20 protein-coding genes are annotated in these 22,301 nt (G+C 71.6%); 9 read left to right on the top strand and 11 right to left on the bottom strand.

Annotated elements, in window-relative coordinates; genetic code table 11:
- Positions 1–76: 76 nt before the first annotated feature.
- Genes mca through GPA04_RS16890 form a run of 3 tightly spaced genes read left to right on the top strand, consistent with a single transcriptional unit; the run spans position 77 to position 2,060 of the window.
- On the top strand, positions 77–952 hold the full coding sequence (mca, locus tag GPA04_RS16900) for a mycothiol conjugate amidase Mca (RefSeq protein ID WP_436277923.1): 876 nt from the start codon (positions 77–79) through the stop codon (positions 950–952).
- Positions 949–1,275, top strand: a complete 327-nt coding sequence (locus GPA04_RS16895) for a hypothetical protein (RefSeq protein WP_156225381.1) — start codon at positions 949–951, stop codon at positions 1,273–1,275. Before mca ends, GPA04_RS16895 begins: the two co-directional genes overlap by 4 nt.
- Positions 1,272–2,060, top strand: coding sequence for a carbon-nitrogen hydrolase family protein (locus tag GPA04_RS16890; protein WP_156225380.1), 789 nt, complete (start codon positions 1,272–1,274; stop codon positions 2,058–2,060). The genes GPA04_RS16895 and GPA04_RS16890 overlap by 4 nt, the downstream gene beginning before the upstream one ends.
- 1 nt (position 2,061) lies before the next feature.
- Here the strand turns inward: GPA04_RS16890 and GPA04_RS16885 are convergent, their stop codons facing one another.
- Entirely contained in the window at positions 2,062–2,943 is an 882-nt protein-coding gene (locus tag GPA04_RS16885; RefSeq protein ID WP_156225379.1) for a PPK2 family polyphosphate kinase, read from the bottom strand.
- 28 nt (positions 2,944–2,971) lie between these two features.
- Positions 2,972–3,727 (bottom strand): PAQR family membrane homeostasis protein TrhA, encoded by a 756-nt coding sequence (gene trhA / locus GPA04_RS16880; protein WP_156225378.1) that lies wholly within the window; start codon positions 3,725–3,727, stop codon positions 2,972–2,974.
- Positions 3,728–3,861: 134 nt separating this feature from the next.
- On the opposite strand from trhA, the gene GPA04_RS16875 reads away from it, so the two are divergent.
- Together GPA04_RS16875 and phoH2 are read left to right on the top strand one after the other, a co-directional pair.
- On the top strand, positions 3,862–4,623 hold the full coding sequence (locus tag GPA04_RS16875; RefSeq protein WP_156225377.1) for an isoprenyl transferase: 762 nt from the start codon (positions 3,862–3,864) through the stop codon (positions 4,621–4,623).
- Positions 4,624–4,919: 296 nt separating this feature from the next.
- On the top strand, positions 4,920–6,269 hold the full coding sequence (gene phoH2 / locus GPA04_RS16870; protein WP_156225475.1) for an RNA 5'-3' helicase PhoH2: 1,350 nt from the start codon (positions 4,920–4,922) through the stop codon (positions 6,267–6,269).
- Positions 6,270–6,345: 76 nt separating this feature from the next.
- Here phoH2 and GPA04_RS16865 read toward each other — a convergent pair whose 3' ends face one another.
- Genes GPA04_RS16865 through GPA04_RS16855 form a run of 3 tightly spaced genes read right to left on the bottom strand, consistent with a single transcriptional unit; the run spans position 6,346 to position 8,314 of the window.
- A complete protein-coding gene (locus tag GPA04_RS16865; protein WP_156225376.1) occupies positions 6,346–7,032 on the bottom strand; it encodes a hypothetical protein in 687 nt (228 codons plus the stop codon).
- On the bottom strand, positions 7,029–7,937 hold the full coding sequence (locus tag GPA04_RS16860) for an ATP-binding cassette domain-containing protein (RefSeq protein ID WP_156225375.1): 909 nt from the start codon (positions 7,935–7,937) through the stop codon (positions 7,029–7,031). Before GPA04_RS16860 ends, GPA04_RS16865 begins: the two co-directional genes overlap by 4 nt.
- A complete protein-coding gene (locus GPA04_RS16855; RefSeq protein WP_156225474.1) occupies positions 7,934–8,314 on the bottom strand; it encodes a GntR family transcriptional regulator in 381 nt (126 codons plus the stop codon). The genes GPA04_RS16860 and GPA04_RS16855 overlap by 4 nt, the downstream gene beginning before the upstream one ends.
- 179 nt (positions 8,315–8,493) lie before the next feature.
- On the opposite strand from GPA04_RS16855, the gene GPA04_RS16850 reads away from it, so the two are divergent.
- The gene (locus GPA04_RS16850; RefSeq protein WP_156225374.1) at positions 8,494–10,770 is read left to right on the top strand and encodes a family 78 glycoside hydrolase catalytic domain; all 2,277 of its coding nucleotides are present in this window, start codon (positions 8,494–8,496) and stop codon (positions 10,768–10,770) included.
- A gap of 115 nt (positions 10,771–10,885) precedes the next feature.
- On the opposite strand, the gene GPA04_RS16845 is transcribed toward GPA04_RS16850, so the two are convergent.
- Positions 10,886–12,157, bottom strand: coding sequence for an NAD(P)/FAD-dependent oxidoreductase (locus tag GPA04_RS16845; protein WP_156225373.1), 1,272 nt, complete (start codon positions 12,155–12,157; stop codon positions 10,886–10,888).
- A gap of 172 nt (positions 12,158–12,329) precedes the next feature.
- On the opposite strand from GPA04_RS16845, the gene GPA04_RS16840 reads away from it, so the two are divergent.
- The gene (locus GPA04_RS16840; protein WP_156225372.1) at positions 12,330–12,527 is read left to right on the top strand and encodes a hypothetical protein; all 198 of its coding nucleotides are present in this window, start codon (positions 12,330–12,332) and stop codon (positions 12,525–12,527) included.
- A 3-nt stretch (positions 12,528–12,530) separates the two neighbouring features.
- Here the strand turns inward: GPA04_RS16840 and GPA04_RS16835 are convergent, their stop codons facing one another.
- From GPA04_RS16835 to xseA, 4 genes are read right to left on the bottom strand one after another with little or no spacing between them, the layout of a single operon-like run.
- The gene (locus GPA04_RS16835; protein WP_156225371.1) at positions 12,531–13,187 is read right to left on the bottom strand and encodes a carbonic anhydrase; all 657 of its coding nucleotides are present in this window, start codon (positions 13,185–13,187) and stop codon (positions 12,531–12,533) included.
- Complete coding sequence (locus tag GPA04_RS16830) at positions 13,184–14,104, bottom strand: carbohydrate kinase family protein (RefSeq protein WP_156225370.1); 921 nt, start codon at positions 14,102–14,104, stop codon at positions 13,184–13,186. The genes GPA04_RS16835 and GPA04_RS16830 overlap by 4 nt, the downstream gene beginning before the upstream one ends.
- The gene (locus tag GPA04_RS16825) at positions 14,101–14,346 is read right to left on the bottom strand and encodes an exodeoxyribonuclease VII small subunit (RefSeq protein WP_241680870.1); all 246 of its coding nucleotides are present in this window, start codon (positions 14,344–14,346) and stop codon (positions 14,101–14,103) included. The genes GPA04_RS16830 and GPA04_RS16825 overlap by 4 nt, the downstream gene beginning before the upstream one ends.
- Positions 14,343–15,671: an exodeoxyribonuclease VII large subunit gene (gene xseA / locus GPA04_RS16820; protein WP_241680869.1), complete on the bottom strand. Its 1,329-nt coding sequence runs from the start codon at positions 15,669–15,671 to the stop codon at positions 14,343–14,345. The genes GPA04_RS16825 and xseA overlap by 4 nt, the downstream gene beginning before the upstream one ends.
- 144 nt (positions 15,672–15,815) lie before the next feature.
- On the opposite strand from xseA, the gene GPA04_RS16815 reads away from it, so the two are divergent.
- On the top strand, positions 15,816–16,829 hold the full coding sequence (locus GPA04_RS16815; RefSeq protein WP_156225367.1) for a 4-hydroxy-3-methylbut-2-enyl diphosphate reductase: 1,014 nt from the start codon (positions 15,816–15,818) through the stop codon (positions 16,827–16,829).
- A 69-nt stretch (positions 16,830–16,898) separates the two neighbouring features.
- Here GPA04_RS16815 and GPA04_RS16810 read toward each other — a convergent pair whose 3' ends face one another.
- Positions 16,899–17,411 carry a winged helix-turn-helix domain-containing protein gene (locus GPA04_RS16810; RefSeq protein WP_156225366.1) on the bottom strand — a complete coding sequence of 171 codons (513 nt, stop codon included), beginning with the start codon at positions 17,409–17,411 and terminating at the stop codon, positions 16,899–16,901.
- A gap of 380 nt (positions 17,412–17,791) precedes the next feature.
- On the opposite strand from GPA04_RS16810, the gene GPA04_RS16805 reads away from it, so the two are divergent.
- Positions 17,792–22,222, top strand: coding sequence for a carboxypeptidase regulatory-like domain-containing protein (locus tag GPA04_RS16805; RefSeq protein ID WP_162458650.1), 4,431 nt, complete (start codon positions 17,792–17,794; stop codon positions 22,220–22,222).
- Positions 22,223–22,301 lie beyond the last annotated feature (79 nt).

Genomic DNA, 22,301 nt, shown 5'->3' with positions numbered 1-22,301 from the left:
CCTTGGAGAAGACGAAGGACCGGTCCAGCTCCGGCTGTGGACCAGTCTCGCACCTGAGCAGGATGACGGAGGATTCGTGGCCGAGCCCACGCTGCGCTTGATGGCGGTGCACGCCCACCCGGACGACGAGTCCAGCAAGGGTGCCGCGACCATGGCGCGTTACGCGGCCGAAGGTGTCGAGGTGCTGGTAGTCACCTGCACCGGCGGCGAGCGCGGTGACGTTCTCAACCCCAAGCTCCAGAACGACCCGGAGGTCGAGCGTGACCTCCCCGGGCTGCGCCGCCGGGAGATGGCGGCCGCGGCCGCCGCGCTCGGCGTGCAGCAGCGCTGGCTCGGGTTCGTCGACTCCGGGCTCCCCGAGGGCGACCCGCTCCCGCCGCTGCCGCCCGGGTGCTTCGCGCTCGAGCCGCTCGAGCATGCCGCCGAGGCGCTCGTGCGCGTGGTTCGGGAGTTCCGGCCCCACGTCATGACGACGTACAACGAGGATGGCGGCTACCCCCACCCCGACCACATCATGTGCCACAAGGTCTCGGTCGCGGCGTTCGAGGCGGCGGGCGACGCGGCCCGGTACCCCACCGCCGGCGAGCCGTGGGAACCGCTGAAGCTGTACTACGACCACGGCTTCTCGCGCTCGCGCGTGCGCACGGTCCACGAGGCGCTGCTGGCTCAGCAGCAGGAGTCCCCCTTCGCGCCCTGGCTCGAGCGCTGGAGCGAGGACGAGCCGGAGCGCGAGGTCACCACCCGCATCGAGTGCGCCGACTACTTCGGTCAGCGCGACCGTGCGCTGCTGGCCCACGCCACCCAGATCGACCCCGACGGGTTCTTCTTCGCCGTGCCGCGCGACCTGGAGCGCTCGGTCTGGTCCGTCGAGGAGTTCGAGCTCGCGCAGAGCCGCGTGCCGACCGAGATTCCGGAAGACGACCTGTTCGCCGGTGTGCGGGAGGCGCTGTGAGCCTGCAGTCCGTGCTCGCGCATGCCGCCGCCAATCAGCAGATCCCTGACGACGCGACCGTCACGCCCGGCATCGAGGGCTTCCTCACCTTCTTCGTGCTCGCGATCGTCGTGGTGCTGCTCGTGCTGAGCATGAGCAAGCACCTGCGCCGCGTCGATCTGCGTGCCGCGCAGGAGGAGGCCGACGAGGCCGATCGCCTGGCGGCCGAGAGCGGGGACGCGGACGGCGACACCGGGCGTCTCGACGGCGAGGGTGCGCCCTCGGCCGCGACGGCCACGGACCCCTCGCCCGAGCCGGGCGAGCAGGGACCTCGCCCGAGGTGACCGACCTGCGCATCGCCGTCGGGCAGTACGCCGCGACCGAGGACCACGAGGCCAACGCCGCAATCGCGGTGGGACTGGTGGCGCAGGCGGCGGAGGCAGGCGCGCGGCTGGTGCTGCTGCCCGAGTACGCGCTCGCCTGGGCGCCCCGGCTTCACGCGGGCCTCGGCGACGGGCACGCCGCGTTCGCCGATGCGCTCGCGGGGGCGGCACGCGCTCACGGGGTGTGGGTCGTCGCGGGGACGCTCGAGCCGGCGGGCGGGCGGTTGCTCAACGTGGCGATCGCGCTCGGTCCGGACGGCCGGCGCCGCGCCGCGTACACCAAGGTGCACCTCTTCGACGCCTTCGGGGTCCGGGAGTCCGACGTCCTCGACGCCGGAGCACCCGGCCAGCCGGTCGTCATCGACGTCGACGGCTGGCAGGTCGGCCTCGCGACCTGCTACGACCTGCGGTTCCCCGAGACGTTCCGGCTCCTGGTCGACGCCGGGGCCCAGGTCCTCGCCGTGGGGGCGGCCTGGGCGGCAGGTCCGGGCAAGGCCGACCAGCTCAAGGTGCTGGCACGCGCCCGGGCCTTGGAGAACACCAGCTACCTGCTGCTCGCGAGCCAGAGCGGCGAGGGTCGGACCGGCCGCAGCGCCGCCGTCGGGCCGCTCGGGGAGCGGCTGTCGGAGGCGGGGGAGACGCCCGAGCTGCTCGTGGTCGACCTGTCCCGGCAGCAGCTGAACACCGTCCGCGAGCGGGTGCCGTCGCTGCAGCACCGCCGCTATCGCGTGGTGCCGTCGGACTGAGCTAGGCGCGTGAGGTCGCCGCGAGCCGCTCGAGCTCGACCTTCGGGTCGAAGTCGGCCGGAGGCCAGCCGAGCTCCAGCTCCGTCAGGGCGCGGTGGAGAAGCTCGGTGACCGCGAGCCGGGCGTACCACTTGCGGTCCGCCGGGATCACGTGCCACGGCGCCTCGTCCACCGAGGTGCGGGCGAACATCTCCGCATAGGCGTCCTGGTAGGCGTCCCAGCGCTGACGCACGTCGACGTCGCCCGGGTTGTACTTCCACCACTTGTCGGGACGCTCGAGGCGCTCCTGCAGGCGCGCACCCTGCTCGGCGTGCGAGACCATCATCGCGACCTTGATCAGGGTGGTGCCGTTGCCGATGATCTCCCGGTCGAACGCCACCAGCTCCTCGTAGCGGGTCTCGTTGAGCTCCGGCGGCTCCAGCTGGTCGACCTTGACCACGAGCACCTGCTCGTAGTGCGAGCGGTCGAACACGCCGATCTTGCCGGCCGGGGGCAGCTGCCTGCGGATGCGCCAGAGGTGATCGTGCTCGCGCTCCTCGGCGGTCGGTACGCCGAACGAGGCCAGCGCCACCCCCTGCGGGTCGACCATGCCGATGACGTGCCGGACGATGCCGCCCTTGCCGGAGGTGTCGATGCCCTGCAAGAGGAGCAGCACCGAGCGGGTGCCGCCCGACTTGCCGTCGGCGAAGAGGCGTTCCTGCAGGTCGGAGAGCTGCTCGCCGCGCTCGGCCATGAATGCGGCGGCGCTGTGCTTGTCGCCCTCCCACCCCGGGGTGCCGGCGCGGTCGAACGACGCGAGGTCGAAGTCCTGGCCGACGCGCAACAGCTCGACCGGGTCGGCGGTCCAGGCGCCGGCCGCCGCCTTCGTTCTCTTCTTGCCCATGGGTCGCCACCCTAGGGCGGCGCAGGGATCAGCGGAGGGAGAACGCGGCGATCGCGATGGCGATGCCGTGGCAGAGGTAGCCGAGCATCGTGCCGACGTGGAAGATCTCGTGGAAACCGAACCAGCGGGGGCTCGGGTTGGGACGCTTCAGCCCGTAGACGAGCGCGCCGATCGTGTAGGCCAGGCCGCCGCCGATCACCAGCCACATCACGCCGGCGCCGCCCGAGCGGCCGAACGCCGGCAGGAACCAGACGGCCACCCAGCCGAGCGCGACGTAGATCGGCACGTAGAGCCAGCGTGGCGCCCCGAGCCACAGCACCCGCATCAGGATGCCGGCGATCGCCCCGGTCCACACGGTGATCAGCAGGGTGCGCGCGGTGCCGGCCGGCAGCAGCATCGTCGCCAGCGGCGTGTACGTGCCCGCGATGACGAGGAAGATGTTGGAGTGGTCCAGGCGGCGCAGCACGGCGGCCGTGCGCACGCTCCACGTGCCGCGGTGGTAGACGGCGCTGGTCCCGAACAGCAGCACGGTGGCCACCGCGAACACGACGACGCTCACCCGCGGCGCGCCCGAAGGGGTCAGCGCGATCAGTGCGATCCCGAAGACGAGTGCGACCGGGGCCAGGCCGGCGTGGATCCAGCCGCGCAGGCGCGGCTTGACCGCCTCGGCGACCTCCTCGACGGCGTCCTTGACGTCGCCGCCGACCTCGCGCGCGGCGCTGATCGCCTCGGAGGCGAGCGGCCGGGCGCCGTCGGGACGGTGCTCGTGGCGGCTGCGAGCCATGGGAACGCTCCGGTGAGGCAGGGATGGGGCTCAACTGAACCTACGCCAGCGTAACTTACGACCGCGTAGGTGACGAGTGGCTGCGGCGCGCGATAGTTTTGGCCGCGGTTGCCGTAGGACGTGAGAGGGGCGCCGTGAAGAGTCCGGTCAGCTTCATCTACGGCCTGTACGAGCGCCAGATCATCGCTGGCCTGAACGGCAACCTGCCCGCTCACGTGGGGCTGATGCTCGACGGCAACCGCCGCTGGGCGCGCTCGGTCGGCCTGGAGACCTCGGCGGGTCACCGCGCCGGCGCGGACAAGATCGCGGACCTGCTCTCCTGGTGCGAGGAGGTGGGCATCGACCTCGTCACGCTCTGGTTGCTCTCCACCGACAACCTGCGGCGCGAGCCCGAGCAGGTGAGCCAGCTCCTCGAGATCATCGCCGAGGCGGTCGAGACGCTGGCCGCCACCCGCCGTTGGCGGATCCGGGTGGTCGGTGAGCTCGACCTGCTGCCTGCCGAGATCGTCGCGCGGCTGCACGCCGCCCAGGACGCCACCGCGGACGTCGAGGGCGTGCACGTCACCTGCGCGATCGGCTACGGCGGCCGCGACGAGATCGCGGGCGCTGTGCGGTCGCTGCTCAAGGAGCAGGCGAAGGCCGGGGTGTCGCTGGAGCACCTCGCCGAGGTGATCACGGTCGAGCACATCGCCGAGCACCTGTACACGCGCGGGCAGCCCGACCCCGACCTCGTCATCCGCACCTCGGGCGAGCAGCGGATCGGCGGGTTCCTGCTCTGGCAGAGCGTGCACAGCGAGTTCTACTTCTGCGAGGCCTACTGGCCGGCGTTCCGCAAGGTCGACTTCATCCGTGCCCTGCGCGACTACGCGGCGCGCGAGCGCAGGCTGGGCCGCTGAAGGCTCGCACGTTGCGGGCAGGTGAACTCCTGGATCTTGGGCGCGCCGCTGCTTGGGTCGCGACCCGTGCAGTCGTAGCGTGAGCGGCATCGGGAGGCAGTCGTCACCCGTCGGGAGGCAGCGTGGAGCATCGCTCGGACGCCCACCAGGGCGTCGATGTCGGCGCCAGCCCTGCGCCTACGCCTCCCGCCTCACCCGCGGTGATCGCCGGTGTCGGCGACCGCCGACCCGGATAGGAGCCGTCCTTGAGCACTCCGCACCTCGCTGCTGTGTCCGAGAAGTCGACACAGCTCCCGATCGCCACGTCGGACATCCCCGGTGCGGAGGACGCACCTGACCGACGACGGACGTTCGTGCTGGACACCTCGGTCCTGCTGTCGGACCCGAAGGCACTGACGCGATTCGCCGAGCACGACGTCGTGCTCCCGGTGGTCGTGGTCACCGAGCTCGAGGGCAAACGTCACCACCCGGAGCTCGGCTACTTCGCACGGAGCGCCCTGCGCGCGTTGGACGACCTGCGCCAGCAGCACGGCTACCTCGACCGGCCCGTCCCGATGGGGGCCAGCGGCGGCACGGTGCGGGTGGAGCTGAACCACTCCGACCCGACCGTGCTGCCCTCGGGGCTGCGGCTGGGCGACAACGACACCCGGATCCTGTCGGTGGCGGCGAACCTGCGCGCCGAGGGCCACGTCGTCACGGTGGTGAGCAAGGACCTGCCGATGCGGGTCAAGGCCTCCGCCGTCGGCCTCGCCGCCGAGGAGTACCGCGCACAGATGGCGGTCGACTCGGGCTGGCGGGGGATGGCGGAGGCCGAGCTGACCGAGGACGAGATGGGGCGGCTGTGGACCGAGGAGCGGCTCGCCGTCGTCGATCTGTCCGGTGCGGGCGACATGCGTGACCTGCCCTGCCACACCGGCCTGGTGCTGCACTCGCCGCGCGGCTCGGCGCTCGGTCGCATCACGGCCGACAAGCAGGTGCAGCTGGTCCGGGGCGACCGGGACATCTTCGGGATGCACGGGCGCAGCGCCGAGCAGCGGATCGCGATCGACCTGCTGCTGGACAACGAGATCGGGATCGTGTCGCTGGGAGGGCGAGCGGGGACGGGGAAGTCCGCTCTCGCCCTCTGCGCCGGCCTCGAGGCCGTGCTGGAGCGCAACGAGCACCGCAAGATCATGGTGTTCCGCCCCCTGTACGCGGTGGGTGGCCAGGAGCTCGGCTACCTGCCGGGCTCCGAGGCGGAGAAGATGAACCCCTGGGCGCAGGCGGTCTTCGACACCCTCGGTGCCGTGGTCTCGCGCGAGGTCGTCGACGAGGTGATGGACCGCGGCATGCTCGAGGTGCTGCCGCTCACCCACATCCGCGGCCGCTCGCTGCACGACGCGTTCGTGATCGTCGACGAGGCGCAGTCCCTCGAGCGGAACGTGCTGCTCACGGTGCTGTCCCGGATCGGGCAGGACTCCCGTGTGGTGCTGACGCACGACGTCGCTCAGCGCGACAACCTGCGGGTCGGGCGCCACGACGGCGTCGCCGCGGTGATCGAGGCGCTCAAGGGCCACCCGCTGTTCGCGCACGTCACGCTGAACCGCTCCGAGCGCTCACCCGTGGCCGCGCTCGTCACCGAGCTGTTGGAGGGTGCCGACCTGTAGCGGCGCCGGCGCGCGAAGCAGGGACGTGGGCCGGAGAGCCGGCTCACGTCCCTGCTCGGTCGGAGACCGCGGTCGGTCAGGGCTGGGTCCGCCGGAGCACGCGCAGGTCGACGAACCCGAGCACGGCGATCACGACCGCGCCGATCGCGCTCAGGCCCAGCGGACCGGCGTCGGAGACGAGCTCCGCGACGGTGGGCCAGGCGTCCGCCCTCGTGATGGCGATGACCGTCACCAGCAGCACCACCAGCACCCCGGCGATGGCCGCCCACAGCCCGAGCAGCTTGAAGCGCTTGTAGATCGTCGCGAAGGTCAACCCGATCGTGAAGGCGAGCATGGCGATGACGAGGTAGGCCAGGAACGCCACCGCGACGTTGCCGCCCCCGAAGTCGTCGATGAAGTAGATGCGGCCGTTCACGCCCCAGCCGCCGGTGGCGTTCTCGATCAGTCCGAGGACGACGTAGAGGGCGGCGAGGACGCCGCTGGAGAGCAGGCCGGTCAGCATGGTGCCGAGCAGGAAGTCCCGCCGGGTCACGCTCATCGCCTGCGAGAACGGGAACGTCCGGGTCTGCGCCATGGCGCCGACCGACAGGAAGTACCACAGGGCGGCCTGCCCGGACCCGGCGATCTTGACGCCGTCGCTGGGGATCAGCGCGAACACCCCCAGCGTCACCAGGAAGGCGCCGCCGAGGATGATCAGCGGCAGCGTCACGAAGGTCAGCCTGACGAGCAGGTGCATGCGGACGACATCCAGGACGCGGCTCATCGCGGGGCTCCTTTCGTGGTCGTGGTCTGGGCCTGGTGCGCGTGCTGCGTCATCCGCACCACGAGCTGCTGCAGCGACACCGCTTCGGTGTCCAGGCCGGCCCGTGCGAGCGCCTGCCTGTCGGCCTCGGTGAGCGCGCCGAGCACGGTGGCGGCCAGGGTGTTGCCGAGGGCGTCGGTGTGGATCACCCGGCGGCCCGCCGTGAAGGTCTCGACGGCGGATCGCTGGCCGACGATCGTGGTCGCCTCACCCCGCAGGCTCTCGGCGTCGGTGTCGACGATGATCCGGCCGTCGTCGATCACGACGACGTTCTCCACGAGGTGGGCGATCTCGTCGATGAGGTGGCTCGAGAGCACGATGGTGCGCGGGTGCTCGGCGTAGTCCGCCAGCAGGCGGTCGTAGAACACCTGGCGGGCCACCGCGTCGAGCCCGAGGTAGGGCTCGTCGAAGAAGGTGACCTCGGCGCGCGAGGCGATGCCGATGATGACGCCGACCGCCGAGAGCTGGCCACGGGAGAGCTTCTTGATGGTGCGGTTCATCGGGAGCCGGAACTCCTCGACCAACGACTCGGCGAGCTGCTGGTCCCAGTTCGCGAAGAACATCCTGGCGGCCGCGAACGCGTGGTGCGGCTTGGACTCGTCCTGGTACTGCTGGCTCTCGCGGACGAAGCACATGCGCGAGAGCACGTCGGCGTTCTCGTACGGCTCGCGGCCGAAGACCCGCACCGTGCCGTGCGTCGCGAAGTTCTGCGCCGTGATGATCGACATCAGCGTGGTCTTGCCGGCGCCGTTGCGGCCCAGCAGCCCCGTGATCGTGTTCTCGGCGAAGCCGACGGTGACGTCGTCGAGGGCGAGCGTCTCCCGATAGCGCTTGGTGAGGTGGTCGACCTCGATGGCTGCCGTCATGGTGTGGTTCCTTGGTCGGGGGGCGCGGTGCGCCCGCGGATGAGGTCGGCGACGTCGGCGGGGGAGAGCCCGATCGCGTTCGCCTCGGCCAGCAGGGGGTCGAGGAATCGCTCGGCGAACCCGGTGCGCCGCTCGGCGAGCAGGGCCTCGCGGGCCCCCGCCGTGACGAACATGCCGATGCCTCGCCGCTTGTGCAGCACACCCTTCTCCACGAGCAGGTTGACGCCCTTGCCCGCTGTCGCCGGGTTGATCCGGTGGAACGCAGCCAGCTCGTTGGTCGAGGGAGCCTGCGACTCCTCCGCCAGCGAGCCGTCGAGGATCGCGTCCTCGACCGCTTGCGCGATCTGCAGGAAGATCGCGCGCCCTTCCTCGACCATGCTCACCCCGGTTCCTCGGTTCATTACTCGACTAGTGAACCAGAGAGGTGGCCATCCTGTCAAGCGGCGGGTGGGCCGATCCGTCGGACGACACGGTCGCGCGCTCCTGCGGCCACCGCCTAGACTGGGAGTTGAAACTATTCAATAGCGCTGCTGCGCTTGGTTCGAAGGAGAGCCTGTTGGGCACGACCACCGTCGCCGACGATCTCGCGTTGCTCCGCGACGCGACGTTCATCACCGCCGATGCCGACCGCGGCGCCGCCCTGGTCCTGCGGACCACGACGAGGCTGGACCAGCCTCGCTCCGAGGTGAGCTCCGCCGTCGTGCTCTCGACGGGACTGGGCATCTACGAGCTGAGCCTCGACGGGGCGCCGGCGAGCGAGGACCTGTTCGCACCCGGCTGGACCTCCTACGAGTGGCGGCTGCAGTACCAGCGCTACGACGTGACCGAGCAGGTCCGCGCCGGTGCCGGCGAGGAGCTGGCCGTCTCGGCGCTGGTGGGCAACGGCTGGTACCGCGGCGACTTCGGGTTCGGCGACTCCAACTCCAACTACGGCGAGGAGATCGGGCTGCTCGCAGCCATCCAGATCACCTACGCCGATGGCGCCACGCAGGTGATCGCGACCTCGACGGACTGGGAGGCGAGCACCGGCGACGTCGTCGAGCACTCGATCTACCACGGGCAGCGCATCGACGCCCGGCTGCGCTCCGGGGGCGGCACCGCGCTGCAGGTGCGGGCCGGCTCCGAGCTCGACACCGACAGGCTCACGCCGCAGGTCGCCGAGGGGGTGCGCCGCCACGAGGTGATCGCCCCGCAGAAGATCTGGACCTCGCCCTCCGGCAAGACGCTGATCGACTTCGGCCAGAACCTCGTGGGTTGGATCCGGGTGCGCGCCGGCGGACCTGCGGGGACCGAGATCGTGCTCCGCCACGCCGAGGTGCTCGAGAACGACGAGCTCGGCGTGCGGCCGCTGCGGGCGGCGCGTGCCACCGACACGTTCGTGCTGTCGGGCACGGGCGTCGACACCTTCGAGCCGACCTTCACGTTCCACGGCTTCCGCTACGCCGAGGTGAGCGGCTGGCCGGGTGAGCTGAGCGCGGAGGACCTCGAGGCCGTCGTCGTCCACTCGGCGATCCGGCCGACGTTCGACTTCGAGTGCTCCGAGCCGATGGTGAACCAGCTGGTGCACAACTCGGTCTGGGGGCAGAAGGGCAACTTCCTCGCGGTGCCCACCGACTGCCCGCAGCGCGACGAGCGGCTCGGCTGGACCGGTGACATCGCCGCCTACGCCGCGACCTCGGCGTTCCAGTTCGACGTGGCCGACTTCCTGCACAACTGGCTGCTCGACCTCGCCGAGGAGGGCAAGCACGACGAGCACGGCTACATTCCCGTCATCGTGCCGAACAACCTCAAGCCGAACCTCATCCAGAAGCCGCTGCCGTTCCTCGACATGGCCTCGCAGGCCGTCTGGGCTGACGCCGCCGCCTGGGTCCCCGAGGCGCTGTGGAACGCCTACGGCGACCGGGAGCGGCTCGCCGCGCACTACCCCGGCATGGTCGGGCACGTCGAGTCGGTGATCCCGCTGCTGTCGGAGACCGGGCTCTGGGACCAGGGCTTCCAGCTCGCGGACTGGCTCGACCCGGACGCGCCGCCGGACGACCCGGCGGCCGCCAAGGCCGACACCGGGGTGGTGGCGACCGCGTCGTTCTACCGCAGCGTCATGTTCACGGCCCGGACGGCGCGCGAGCTGGGCCTCGACGAGGACGCCGCCCGGTGGGAGGCGCTGGCGCAGCGGCTGCGCGCGGCGTTCCGCGAGCACTACGTCGCCGATCAGCGCGTCACCTCGGACTGCGCCACGGTGTACGCGCTCGCCATCTGCTTCGGGCTGCTGGAGGAGGAGGAGAACGCGTGGGCGGCGGACCGGCTCGCCGAGCTCGTCGCCGAGCGGGACTACCGCGTCACCACCGGGTTCGCCGGCACCCCGTTCGTCACGTGGGCGCTGTCGGAGCACGGGCACGCGGACGTGGCGTACAAGCTGCTGCTGGAGCGCGGCTGCCCCTCGTGGCTGTACCCGATCACCATGGGCGCGACCACGATCTGGGAGCGGTGGGACTCGATGCTGCCCGACGGCAGCATCAACCCCGGTGAGATGACCTCGTTCAACCACTACGCCCTGGGCGCCGTCGCGGACTGGATCTACCAGGTCGTGGCGGGCATCCGGCCGGCCGAGCCGGGCTACCGACGGATCCGGATCCAGCCGGTCCCGGGGGAGGGGATCGACTGGGTCCGCGCCGGGTACGACTCGCGCGTGGGCCGCATCGAGACCTCCTGGCGCACCGACGGCGATGCCTTCACGCTCGAGATCACGACTCCGGAGGGTGTGCCCGCCGACGTCGTCCTTCCCGACGGCACCACTCACGAGGTCACCGGCGGCACCCACACCTTCACCGCCTAGCCAGGTTTCAACACGATTCCGTACGGACCCAGGTTTCAACACGATTCTGGACGTTCGCGTGGCTGTCCGGAATCGTGTTGAAACCGGTGGGTGTACGGAATCGTGTTGAAAGCGGTCAGCGGAGGGGGTCGAGCGGGCGCAGCACGTCCGGGGTCCGCCCGGTCGTGACGAGCTCGGCGACCAGTCGGCCGGTCAGAGGCCCGAGCGTGACGCCCCACATGCCGTGGCCACCCGCCGCGATCACGCGTGGGGAGCGGGTCGGGCCGATCAGCGGGAGCCCGTCGGGCGTGCAGGGGCGGGAGCCGACCCACTCGTCCTGCCGGTCGTCGAAGTCGGCACCGGCCAGCAGCGGCCGGGCCGCGCGCACGATCGCGTCGATCCGGCGCGGGTCGAGCGGCTCGCCCGGTCGGCGGAACTCCATCATCCCGGCGACCCGGTAGCGGTCACCGAGCGGTGTGCACGCCACCCGCTGGATCGGGAAGTACAGCGGCACCCGGGGCATCGGCTCGACCGGGACCGTGAAGGAGTAGCCGCGCCCGGCCTGGACGACCATGCGGACCCCGAACGGCCGCGCCAGCCTGCCCAACCAGGCGCCGGTCGCGATCACCACGACGTCGGCGGACAGGCGGTCCTCACCGGAGTCGGTCTGGATCCGTACCGCGCCGGGGCTCGACGGCGTCCCGCCCGAGATCTCGGTCGCGACCGTGCGTTCGTGGATCCGCACACCGAGGCCGCGCACCGCGGCGGCCAGCGACTCCAGGTAGTGCGGCGGGTGCAGGAACCGGGTGCCGTCGAGCCTGATCGCGTTGACGACCTGCTCCGAGACCGCGGGCGCGATGGCCCGGACCTCGTCACCGCTGATCAGGTCGGCGGTGACCGGTTGTCCCGCGGAGCGGATCTGGTCGAACTCCTCCATCAGCAGTCGGTGCTCGTCGGCGCCGGCGAAACAGGCGAGGAACGGCTCGGCGACGTGCGTGGGTTCGGTCACGCCACCCTCGGCGAGCTCGTCGAAGGCCGCCAGCGCCTGCTGGTTGAGCGGGATGTAGGCCTGCATCGCGCGGTGCCAGGCCGCCGCCGTCGAGTGCCGCAGGAACCCCAGCATGAACCGGACCAGGTCCAGGTCCGGCCGCAGCGGCACGTAGAGCGGTGAGGTGACGGAGAACATCGCCCGGAGCCCGGTGCGCAGGATCGCGGGCTCGGGCAACGGCGTGGTGATCGGCGGCGTCAGCCAGCCCGCGTTCCCCCAGGACGACCCCGCCGCGACCCTGTCGGTCTCGACCACCGTGACGTCGAGCCCGGCGCGGCGCAGGTGCCACGCGGTCGAGAGCCCGACGATGCCCGCTCCCACGACCACGGCGGAGGTGGGGGTGGGGAGAGGGCGTCGCATGTCCCCATCTTGCATGCTGGACAGCGGACTGGTCGACGATCCACCGCAGGGATGACGTCGCAGCCTCGCTCAGCCCGTGGTGGGAGGCCGGGTCCCGCCGTGGGGGCGATGCCGCGGCCGGGTGTGCTCGGCGAGGCTGGACGCAGCACCCCAGCCGACCAGGAGGTCAACCATGGCGCACCCGAGCTCGACCCCTCACCGCTCGATCGACCCCAGCCGGGCCGCCCTGGTGCTGGTGGGCGCGGCCGTCGCCGTGCTCATGGCCCTGCTGCTGGGCGACGGCGGCGCACCGGCGGCGCTGGCCGTCACCGCCGCGGTGGCCGGGTTCGGGGCGTTCGTCGGCGCGTGCCGGCTGCTCGGGCAGGTGTGAGCCTCAGTCGATGGAACCGGCGATCTCGACGACCTCGATCCGGCCCTCGGCGAGCTTGTACTCGGCACCGACGACGGCGCACCGGCCCTCCGCGACGGCGTCGGCCAGCGCGTGGGAGTAGTTGGCCAGCATCCGCACCGTGCCGCGCAGGTGCTGCCGACCGAGCTCGGCCGGCCCCGGGACCTCGAGGTCGAACGCCGAGCCGTCACCGCCGGCCCCGGTGGGGACACGGGTGACGATGCTGGGGATCACCCGGTCGACGACCGCGCGGATCATGCCGGAGGGCATCTCGCCGGTGACCAGCGCGTGCCGCGCCGCGGCGACGGCACCGCAGCTGTCGTGCCCGAGCACGACCACCAGCGGCGCGTGCAGCACCTCGATGCCGTACTCGATCGAGCCGATCACCGTGGTGTCGACCACGTGCCCCGCGGTGCGGACCACGAACATGTCGCCGAGACCGCGGTCGAAGATGATCTCGGCCGCCACCCGCGAGTCGGAGCAACCGAAGAGCACGGCGAACGGGTGCTGCTCGCCGCTCAGCTCGGCGCGGCGGTCGATGCCCTGGCGGGGGTGCTCGACCTCGCCGGCGACGAACCGTGCGTTGCCGGCCTCCAGCTCCGCCCACGCCTCGGCGGGGGTCAGCGGTGGCTGCTGGGTCATGACCTCGGCTCCAGCTCGCGCCTGGTCGGTGGGTCGGCACCCGGCCGGGCGACCGTGATCGCTGCCACGCGCCCCGCCCAGGCCATCGCCGTGCGCAGCTCCTGCTCGGAGATCGAGTGCAGCTTCTCGCGCCGGGCCGCGCCGAGCAGGTCGGCGGTCCACAGGGCGTCGATCAGGCCGCTCATGTAGGAGTCGCCCGCTCCCACGGTGTCGACGACCGTGACCGACGGTGCGGCCACCGTCACCTCGAGGCCGCTGCTGGTGAACGCGGTCGACCCCGCCGATCCTCCCGTGACCACCACGATGGCCGGGCCCTGCTGCGCCCACTCCCGTGCGGCGTCGAACGGGTCGAGGTGGGAGTACAGCCAGCGGAAGTCCTCGTCGGAGACCTTGATGACGTCGGAGCGGGCGGCGACCCGTTCGATCAGCGCCTCGGCCTCGGCCGGCTCGCCCATGATCGAGGGCCGTGCGTTGACGTCGTAGGAGATGGTGGCGTACTCGCGTGCGGCGAGCGCGATCTCGGACACCGCGTCGGCACCGGGGCGCAAGGTGGCGCCGATCGAGCCGACGTGCAGCACCGTGAGACCGGTGTCGAGGTGGACCTCGGGCACGTTCCACAGCAGGTCGAAGGTGTAGGTGGCCGCTCCCTCGGCATCGAGGGTGGCCGCCGCCGTGGAGGTGCGTGCGGCGCCGTCGGACCCCGGGACCACGTGGACCTTCGAGGCCCGCAGGTGGTCGAGGACCGTGTGCCCGCGCGGGTCGCGCCCCAGCCAGGTGGCGAGCTGGGTGTCGCGCCCCAGGCGCGCGAGCCCGAGCGCGACGTTCGCGGGGGAGCCACCGGGGTGCTCGGCCGTGGTCCCGGAGGCGTCGTGGACGATGTCGACGAGCGCCTCACCGATGACGAGGGCGTGGCTCACTCGGAGTCCTCCTCGCTGTCGGCGCCCTCGACGGTGACGGTCGCGTCGCGTGCGGTGGCGAGCCGCTCACGGGCGTCGTCGATGACGTGCTGGCACCGGTCGGCAAGCGCCTCCCCGCGCTCCCAGAGCGCGAGCGAGTCCTCGAGACTGGCGGCGCCGGACTCCAGGCGTGCGACGACCTCCACGAGCTCGTCACGAGCCTGCTCGTAGGTCAGCGTGGCGGGGTCGGTTGCTGCGGTCACGACGTGAATCCAACCACTGCCTCGGCTCCTTCGTCAGCCTCGACGGTCTTCGAGACCGTCACATGGACGCGGCCCCGCGCGAGCAGGCCTGTCAGATCCTCCCCGACGGCGACCTGGTCCGCCGAGCGCACGACCTCGCCGGCCGCGCTGCGCAGCACCGCATAACCCCGGTCGAGGGTGGCCTGCGGCGAGAGCGTGCGCAACGCTGTCCGGAGGGTGTCGACCTCACCCCGTGCGACCCGTACGCGTTCGGTCAGGGCCCGGCGGCTGCGCTCGCGCGCCGAGGACAGCGACCTCGTGTGCACCTCGAGGATGCTCGTGGGGTCCACGAGCACGGGGCGGGAACGGAGCGCGTCGATGCGGTGCTGCTCGGCGTCGATCCGGTGCCGCACGACGGCCCGCAGCCGCTGCCGGGCGAGATCGAGACCGGCGCGCTCCCGCTGGATGTCCGGCACGACGCGCTTGGCGGCGTCGGTCGGGGTCGACGCGCGGTAGTCCGCCACGAGGTCGAGCAACGGGGCGTCGGTCTCGTGCCCGATCGCGGAGACGATCGGGGTCCGTGCCGCAGCCGCCGCCCGGATCATCGCCTCGTTCGAGAACGGGAGCAGGTCCTCGACAGCGCCACCGCCGCGGGTGATCACGATGACGTCGACATCGGGGTGGGCATCCAGGTCCGCGATGGCGCGCACGACCTGGCCGACACAGCTCGGCCCCTGCACCGCGACCTCGCGGATCTCGAACCTCACCTGCGGCCAGCGGTCGCGGGCGTTGGCGAGCACGTCGTCGCGGGCCTTCGCGGCGGGCGCGCAGATCAGCCCGACGCGGGTGGGCAGGAACGGCAGCGGCCGCTTGCGCTCACGGTCGAAGAGCCCCTCGGCCGCGAGGAGTCGCTTGAGCTGCTCGACCCGCGCGAGCAGGTCACCCACGCCGATCGCGCGGATGCTGCGGCCCGAGAGCTGCAGGGTGCCGCGCTTGACCCAGTACTCGGGCTTGCCCTGCACGACCACGTGCGAGCCCTCGCCGACCTGCGGGATCCCGGCCAGCATCCGCTTGGGCATCGTCACGGTCATCGACATGTCGACATCGGTGTCGCGCAGCGTCACCCATGCCGTGTTGCTCGAGTTGTGGGCGTTGAGGCTGACGATCTGCCCCTCGACCCACACGCTCGGCATCCGCGCGATGTAGTCGACGATCTTGCTCGAGAGCACCCGCACGGGCCACGGGTTCTCCGCCGTGGTCTCCATCGCCTTGCTCGGCAGCGGCGCGCGGGCCGCACCGGGCCCAGCGCTCGCAGCGGGCCGCTCGGCGTTCGGCTGCTCGGTCACCCCCTTAGCGTGCCTCATCGCACCGACACCGACAGCCATCGCCGGAGGTGCCCGGGTGCCGGCGCCCCGGGTGGACGTGGAGGTCCGGTGTGGGTGAGGGAGCGCACAGGCCCTCGTGCGGCGCGGCATGGGAGAATCATCGGTGTGACTGACACGACGACGACCGGGGCCAAGAGGATCCTGCTGGCCGCCCCCCGGGGATACTGCGCCGGCGTGGACCGAGCCGTCGAGGCGGTCGAGAAGGCCTTGGAGCACTACGGTGCGCCGGTCTACGTGCGCAAGGAGATCGTCCACAACAAGTACGTCGTCGAGTCGCTGACCGAGCGCGGTGCGATCTTCGTGCAGGAGACCGACGAGGTGCCCGAGGGTGCCCGCGTGATCTTCTCGGCGCACGGCGTCTCGCCCGCCGTCCACGCCCAGGCGGCCGCCCGCAACCTCGACACGATCGACGCGACCTGCCCGCTCGTGACCAAGGTGCACAAGGAAGCCGTCCGGTTCGCGGCCGAGGACTTCGACATCCTGCTGATCGGTCACGAGGGTCACGAGGAGGTCGAGGGCACCGCCGGCGAGGCGCCGGAGCACATCACGCTCGTCGACGGCCCCGACGCCGTCGACCAGATCGAGGTCCGCGACCCCGACAAGGTCATCTGGCTCTCGCAGACCACGCTCTCGGTCGACGAGACCATGGAGACCGTGCGCCGGCTGCGCGAGAAGTTCCCCCAGCTCGCCGACCCGCCCAGCGACGACATCTGCTACGCCACCCAGAACCGGCAGGTCGCCGTCAAGAAGATCGCGCCGCAGGCCGATGTGGTCATCGTCGTCGGCTCGGCGAACTCCTCGAACTCGGTGCGTCTCGTCGAGGTCGCCCTCGAGTCCGGCGCCCGCGCCTCCTACCGGGTCGACCACGCCGGCGAGCTGGACCCGGCATGGTTCGACGGCGCGACCACGGTGGGTCTGACGTCCGGCGCATCGGTGCCCGAGATCCTCGTGCGCGACGTCATCACCCAGCTGGACGAGTGGGGCTTCGGCGACGTCGAAGAGATCCGCACCGCGACCGAGGACCTGATGTTCTCGCTCCCGCGCGAGCTCCGCGCCGACCTCAAGGCGGCGGGTCAGTCGACCAAGCGCCCCCGGCAGCTCGACCTCCGCCCGGTCTGAGGCGAGCGGGATCGCCAAGGCGACTCTCCGCCGTCGGGCCCTCCAACCCGACGGCGGAGCGTGGCCAGCTCAGGCAGGCACCATCAGTCGGTAGCCGATCCCTCGCACCGAGGCGATCTCGAGCCCGGTGCCGGGCTCCAGCCGCTTGCGCAGCCGTTTGACGGCCGAGGTGACGACATCAGGGGCGCCGAGGTACCCCGTGTTCCAGACGCGGCTGGTCAGCTCGGCGAACGACCAGACACGCTCGATCTCCGAGGCGAGCGCGGCCAGCAGGTCGAACTCACGCTGCGACAGGTGCAGCAGCCGACCGGCGATCGACACCTCCCGCACCGCGAGGTCGACCCGCAACGGACCCCGCTGGATCAGGGTGAGCGTCGGCGGACGCGCCACCTCGCCCCGCGGTTCGGGCGCGCCGTGGCGCGGCCGGTCGGAGGCGAGCAGCGCTCGCGCCCCGTCGGTATCGGCTGCGGCGACGACGACCGCCTGGTCCTTGACCAGACGAGCGACCTCACCGCAGGCCTCGAGCGAGAGCCCGACGCAGAGCACGTAGCCCTGCTCGGTTTCCGCAACATCGATGGACATTCAGACCTCCACCCCCCCGGGGAGTCATGCGGTCGATCCTTTCTGCTCCCTGCCACCCCGTCAAGGACCCCGGCACCACCGATGTCCCTGGACGCACCCTGGGGTGGCCCTGAGCCGCACCCGCACGGTCGCTGACCCGACCTTGACCTGCCCCTGAACCGACCCTGAACCGACCGCCAACCGATCGCGACCTGGCCGGGAACCGTCCTTGCTGGTGGGTGGCGCGGAGCGACAGCGTGGGGCGTGTCCCTCACCTGGGGCGCGGACTGGTGCCCGGCGACCGGCCGGACCCATCGACAGGAGGCACTGTGCGCACACGCTCAGCCAGACGTCTGGCCGTTGCGGGATGCGCGACCGCCGGGATGCTCGCGACCTTGGTCGTGGGTGCAGTCCCAGCGTTCGCGGATCCCGGCCCCGTGGTCCCCGCCACGGCGGACGAGAAGTTCACCGACGAAGCCATGGCGACCTTGTCCGAGGAGGACAGCGCCGACTTCTGGGTGAGGTTCGCCGATCGGGCGGACCTGACCAGCGCCGCGGCCATCCCCGACTGGGACGAGCGCGGCGTCGCTGTGCACGAGGCGCTGACCTCGACGGCGGCAGCCGCGCAGGCGGACACGATCGCGGCGTTGGAGGCCGCCGGGGCGAGCTTCACCCCGCGCTGGATCACCAACGCGATCCTCGTGCAGGACGGCACGCTCGAGCTGGCCCAGTCCCTGGCCACCAGCGCCGAGGTTCTCGAGATCCGGGAGACGACGACGTATCCCGGCGAGGTCCCGGTCGAGGAGGTCGCCGGCACGCAGGGCCTCGACGCGGTCGAGTGGGGCGTGCAGGCCATCAACGCCGACGACGTGTGGAGCCAGCTCGGCGTCACGGGTGAGGGCATCGTGGTGGCGAACATCGACTCGGGGGTCGACGGCGACCACCCGGCGCTGATGGAGCACTACCGGGGCTACAACGGGGACGGCACCTTCACCAACGACTACAACTGGTTCGACGTGGCGGGCGCCTGCGGTGACGTGCCCTGCGACACCGACGACCACGGCTCGCACACGATGGGCACGATCGCCGGCGGTGACGGTGGCGACAACCAGATCGGTGTCGCACCCGGCGCCGAGTGGATCGCCGCCAACGGCTGCTCCACGTGTGCCGACGCCGACCTGATCGCCTCGGGCGAGTGGATCGTCGCACCGACGGACTCCGAGGGCGGCAACCCCGACCCGAGCATGCGGCCGCACGTCGTCAACAACTCGTGGGGCTCGACGATCCCCACGAACGACCCGTTCATGGAGGACGTCATCGCTGCCTGGGAGGCGGCCGGCGTCTTCGGCACCTGGTCCAACGGCAACAGCGGACCTTCGTGCGAGACCAGCGGCTCACCGGGCAGCCGGACGATCACCTACTCGGTGGGTGCGTTCGACTCCAACGGGGCGATCGCCTCGTTCTCGGCGCGCGGTCCGGGTCAGGACGGCACGGTCAAGCCGAACATCGCCGCACCGGGTGTGAGCATCCGCTCGGCGTTCGCGGACGGCACCTACGGCTCGATGTCCGGCACCTCGATGGCCGCGCCGCACCTCGCGGGAGCCATCGCGCTGCTGTGGAGCGCCGCGCCCTCGCTCGTCGGTGACATCGCCGGCACCCAGGCGCTGCTCGACGAGACCGCGCTCGACGTGGACGACACCTCCTGCGGCGGCACGGAGACGGACAACAACGTGTGGGGCGAGGGCAGGCTCGACGCCCTGGCGCTGCTGCTGGCCGCGCCGATCGGTGACGCGGGCACCCTGGCGGGCACCGTGACCGACGAGACCGGAGCCGCGCTCGCCGGCGCCTCGGTGCAGGTCGAGGGACCGACCGAGCGCACCGTGACCACCAGCGACGAGGGCGCGTTCTCCCTCGGGGTCGTGGCCGGTGACTACACCGTGACCGCCTCGGCGTTCGGTTTCGAGCCGGGTTCCAGCGAGGTGGCCGTGGTCGCGGGTGAGACCACCACGGTCCCGCTCAGCCTCGTGGCGGCCGCCGCCTTCGCGGTGTCCGGCACGGTGACCGACGCCGGGACCGGGGAACCGGTCGAGGGCGCGAGCGTCAGTCTCGACGCCCCGATCGAGCCGGTGACGACAGGGGCGGACGGCACGTACGCGTTCGCCGAGGTCCCCACCGGCACGTACACGCTCTCGGTCACGGCGGGCGCCTGTGCGGCGCCGGCCACCCACGAGCTCACCGTCGACGGGAACGTGACGCTCGACGTCACGCTCGAGGCGGTGACCGACGCGTTCGGCTACTACTGCACCGTGGGTGCGGCCGACTACCGGCAGGGCGCGGACGTCGTCGACCTCACGGGCGACGAGTCGACCGCGACGATCGACCTGCCGTTCGCGTTCAGCCTGTACGGGGAGAGCTACGAGCAGGTCCACGTGTCGAGCAACGGGCACCTGAACTTCCTGGCCCCGGTCACCGCGTTCAGCAACGTGGCGCTCCCGGCGGCGGGAGCCCCGAACGCGGCGGTGTACCCGTTCTGGGACGACCTCCAGCTGGACGCCGAGGCGAGTGTCCTCACCGCGTCGACCGAGGTCGAGGGTGATGCCGCGTTCGTGGTCGAGTACCGCAACGTCAAGCCGTACGGTGCCGCGGCCACGCAGCGGCTGAGCTTCTCGGCCACGTTGGTCGAGGACGGTCGCGTGATCTTCGGGTACGGCGACCTGACCCCCGCGGACGACCCGCGGGCGGCGGGCGCGTCAGCCACCATCGGCATCGAGAACGCCGACGGCACGGTCGCCCACCAGTACTCCTTCGACTCCGAGTCGATCTCCACCGGGCTGTCCATCACCTACGCGCTGCCGCCGCACGGCTACGTGCAGGGTGTGGTGACGGACGCCAACGACGGGCTCGCGGTCGCGGGTGCCACCGTGACGGCCACGCCGGCCGACGGCGGTGACCCGGTCGTCGTGACCACCGACGAGGCGGGCGCGTACGAGGCGCTGCTGTTCTTCGGCTCGTACACGGTCGAGATCTCGGCACCGGGGTACGAGGCCCGCTCCACGGACGTGATCATCGAGGTCGACGGCGAACGCAACACGTTCTCCCCGGAGCTCGAGACGGGCATCGCCGAGGTCGCTCCGTCGTCGTACTCCTGGGTCCTCACCGAGGGCGAGAGCCGGACGGCGGACCTCACGGTCACGAACTCGGGCTCGTCCCCGCTGGTCTACTCCATCGGCGAGCTGCCGCGGAACGTCCAGACCGAGGGGAAGGCTCCGGCGCTGTCGATGGGCGCCCAGTCCACGACGATGGTCCCGACCGAGGGCGCCACGACGCTCGACGAGGCGCAGACCGCCGTCACCGAGGTCGCCGAAGCGGCGGCAGCGGCCGACACCGAGGCCACCACGGCGGCCGGGCTGTACACCGCGGACCAGGAGGACGCGCTGCGGACCCGGACCATCACCCCCGACGCACCCGGCGACGTGCTCGCCGAGTGGGACCCGGGTCTGGGCGGTGTCGCGTGGGGTGTCGGGTACACCGGTGACGTGTGGATCTCCGACGCGGAGGCGCTGACCAACCACCAGTTCTCGACGGACGGGACCGAGCAGGCGTCCTACCCCGCGAGCTGGGGCGGCAGCTGGCCCGGCGACCTGACGCAGAACACCAGCACCGGTGACCTCTGCCAGGTCAACGTCGGTGGCGACAACGCGATCGTCTGCTTCGACCCGGCCACGGGCGAGGAGACGGGGCGGCTGACCGGTTCGCCGTGGAGCGCCGTCTCGCAGCGGGGCGTGGCGTACGACGCCGGCGACGACGTCTTCTACATCGGCGGCTGGAACGAGGGCGTCATCTACACGGTGGCGGGCTTCTCGCACGGCAACCCGGGGGAGACGCTCTCCTCCTGCGAGCCCGACGAGCCCGGCATCGCCGGAATCGCCTACAACCCGACGTCGGACACGATCTGGTTCGTGCCGAGCGTCGCGTCCACGGCGATCTACCAGATCTCTCCGGAGGACTGCTCGACCCTCTCCACGGTCGGGTTCCCGAACACCGGTGAGTACCCGGGTGCGGGGCTGGAGATGGATGCGAGCGGCGCGCTGTGGGCGACCGACCAGCTGACGGGCGGCGTCTACCTCATCGACGTCGGCGACCCGTCGGTCTCGGACGTCCCGTGGCTGACGGTCGACCCGGCCGAGGGCACGGTGCCCCCGGGCGAGTCCGCGACCCTCGAGGTCGCCGTCGACACCTCCGGCCTCGAGCCCGGCGTGTACGGGGCGAACATCCAGGTGCAGACGACCGCGGGCCGCGTCCCGACGATCACGGTGCCCGTGACCCTCGTGGTCTCGGCCTACCAGGTCGCCGTCAACGCCGGCGGGGCCGAGCACACCGATGCCGACGAGCTCACCTGGTCCGCGGACCAGGCGCTCGCGGGCAACGCATGGGGCTGGGTCGGTCAGCGTTCGGAGGTCGAGACGACGACTGACGCGATCGGAGGGACGTCCGAGGACGCCCTGTACCAATCGCGTCGCACAGGGAGCTTCTCCTACGTGTTCGACGACGCCCCCGCCGGCACCTACGAGATCACCCTCGGTTTCGCGGAGTTCGACGAGCTCTACGGCGAGCGTGAACGGCTCTTCGACGTGCTCGTCGACGGCGAGTACCAGCTCGTGGCGCTCGACGTGGCGGAGGACGTGGGCGGGCTGTATGCCGACCGGTACGTCCTCGTGGTCGAGCACGACGGCGGGGACCTGGAGGTGGAGTTCCTCAACCGCCGCAGCTACGAGTACCCGATCGTCAACGCTCTCAGCGTGACCGAACGGAGCGACCTCTCGGCGCTCTAGGCAGAATGGGGTTGGCAGCGGCCGGGTCCGGGCAGGGACCCGGCCGCTCTCACGCCCGGTGCCGGGGGCGCCGCCGGGC

It is taken from the genome of Pseudactinotalea suaedae (assembly GCF_009733815.1).
Lineage (GTDB): Bacteria > Actinomycetota > Actinomycetes > Actinomycetales > Beutenbergiaceae > Pseudactinotalea > Pseudactinotalea suaedae.
This window is presented reverse-complemented; position numbering and strand designations above follow the sequence as displayed.

Coding starts and splice junctions, on each gene's coding strand:
- GPA04_RS16835 (WP_156225371.1), bottom strand. CDS start 13,187: ATGACCCAGCAGCCACCGCTGACCCCCGCCGAGGCGTGGGCGGAGCTG.
- trhA (WP_156225378.1), bottom strand. CDS start 3,727: ATGGCTCGCAGCCGCCACGAGCACCGTCCCGACGGCGCCCGGCCGCTC.
- GPA04_RS16810 (WP_156225366.1), bottom strand. CDS start 17,411: ATGTCCATCGATGTTGCGGAAACCGAGCAGGGCTACGTGCTCTGCGTC.
- GPA04_RS16840 (WP_156225372.1), top strand. CDS start 12,330: ATGGCGCACCCGAGCTCGACCCCTCACCGCTCGATCGACCCCAGCCGG.
- GPA04_RS16860 (WP_156225375.1), bottom strand. CDS start 7,937: ATGACGGCAGCCATCGAGGTCGACCACCTCACCAAGCGCTATCGGGAG.
- GPA04_RS16885 (WP_156225379.1), bottom strand. CDS start 2,943: ATGGGCAAGAAGAGAACGAAGGCGGCGGCCGGCGCCTGGACCGCCGAC.
- GPA04_RS16855 (WP_156225474.1), bottom strand. CDS start 8,314: ATGGTCGAGGAAGGGCGCGCGATCTTCCTGCAGATCGCGCAAGCGGTC.
- GPA04_RS16865 (WP_156225376.1), bottom strand. CDS start 7,032: ATGAGCCGCGTCCTGGATGTCGTCCGCATGCACCTGCTCGTCAGGCTG.
- GPA04_RS16845 (WP_156225373.1), bottom strand. CDS start 12,157: ATGCGACGCCCTCTCCCCACCCCCACCTCCGCCGTGGTCGTGGGAGCG.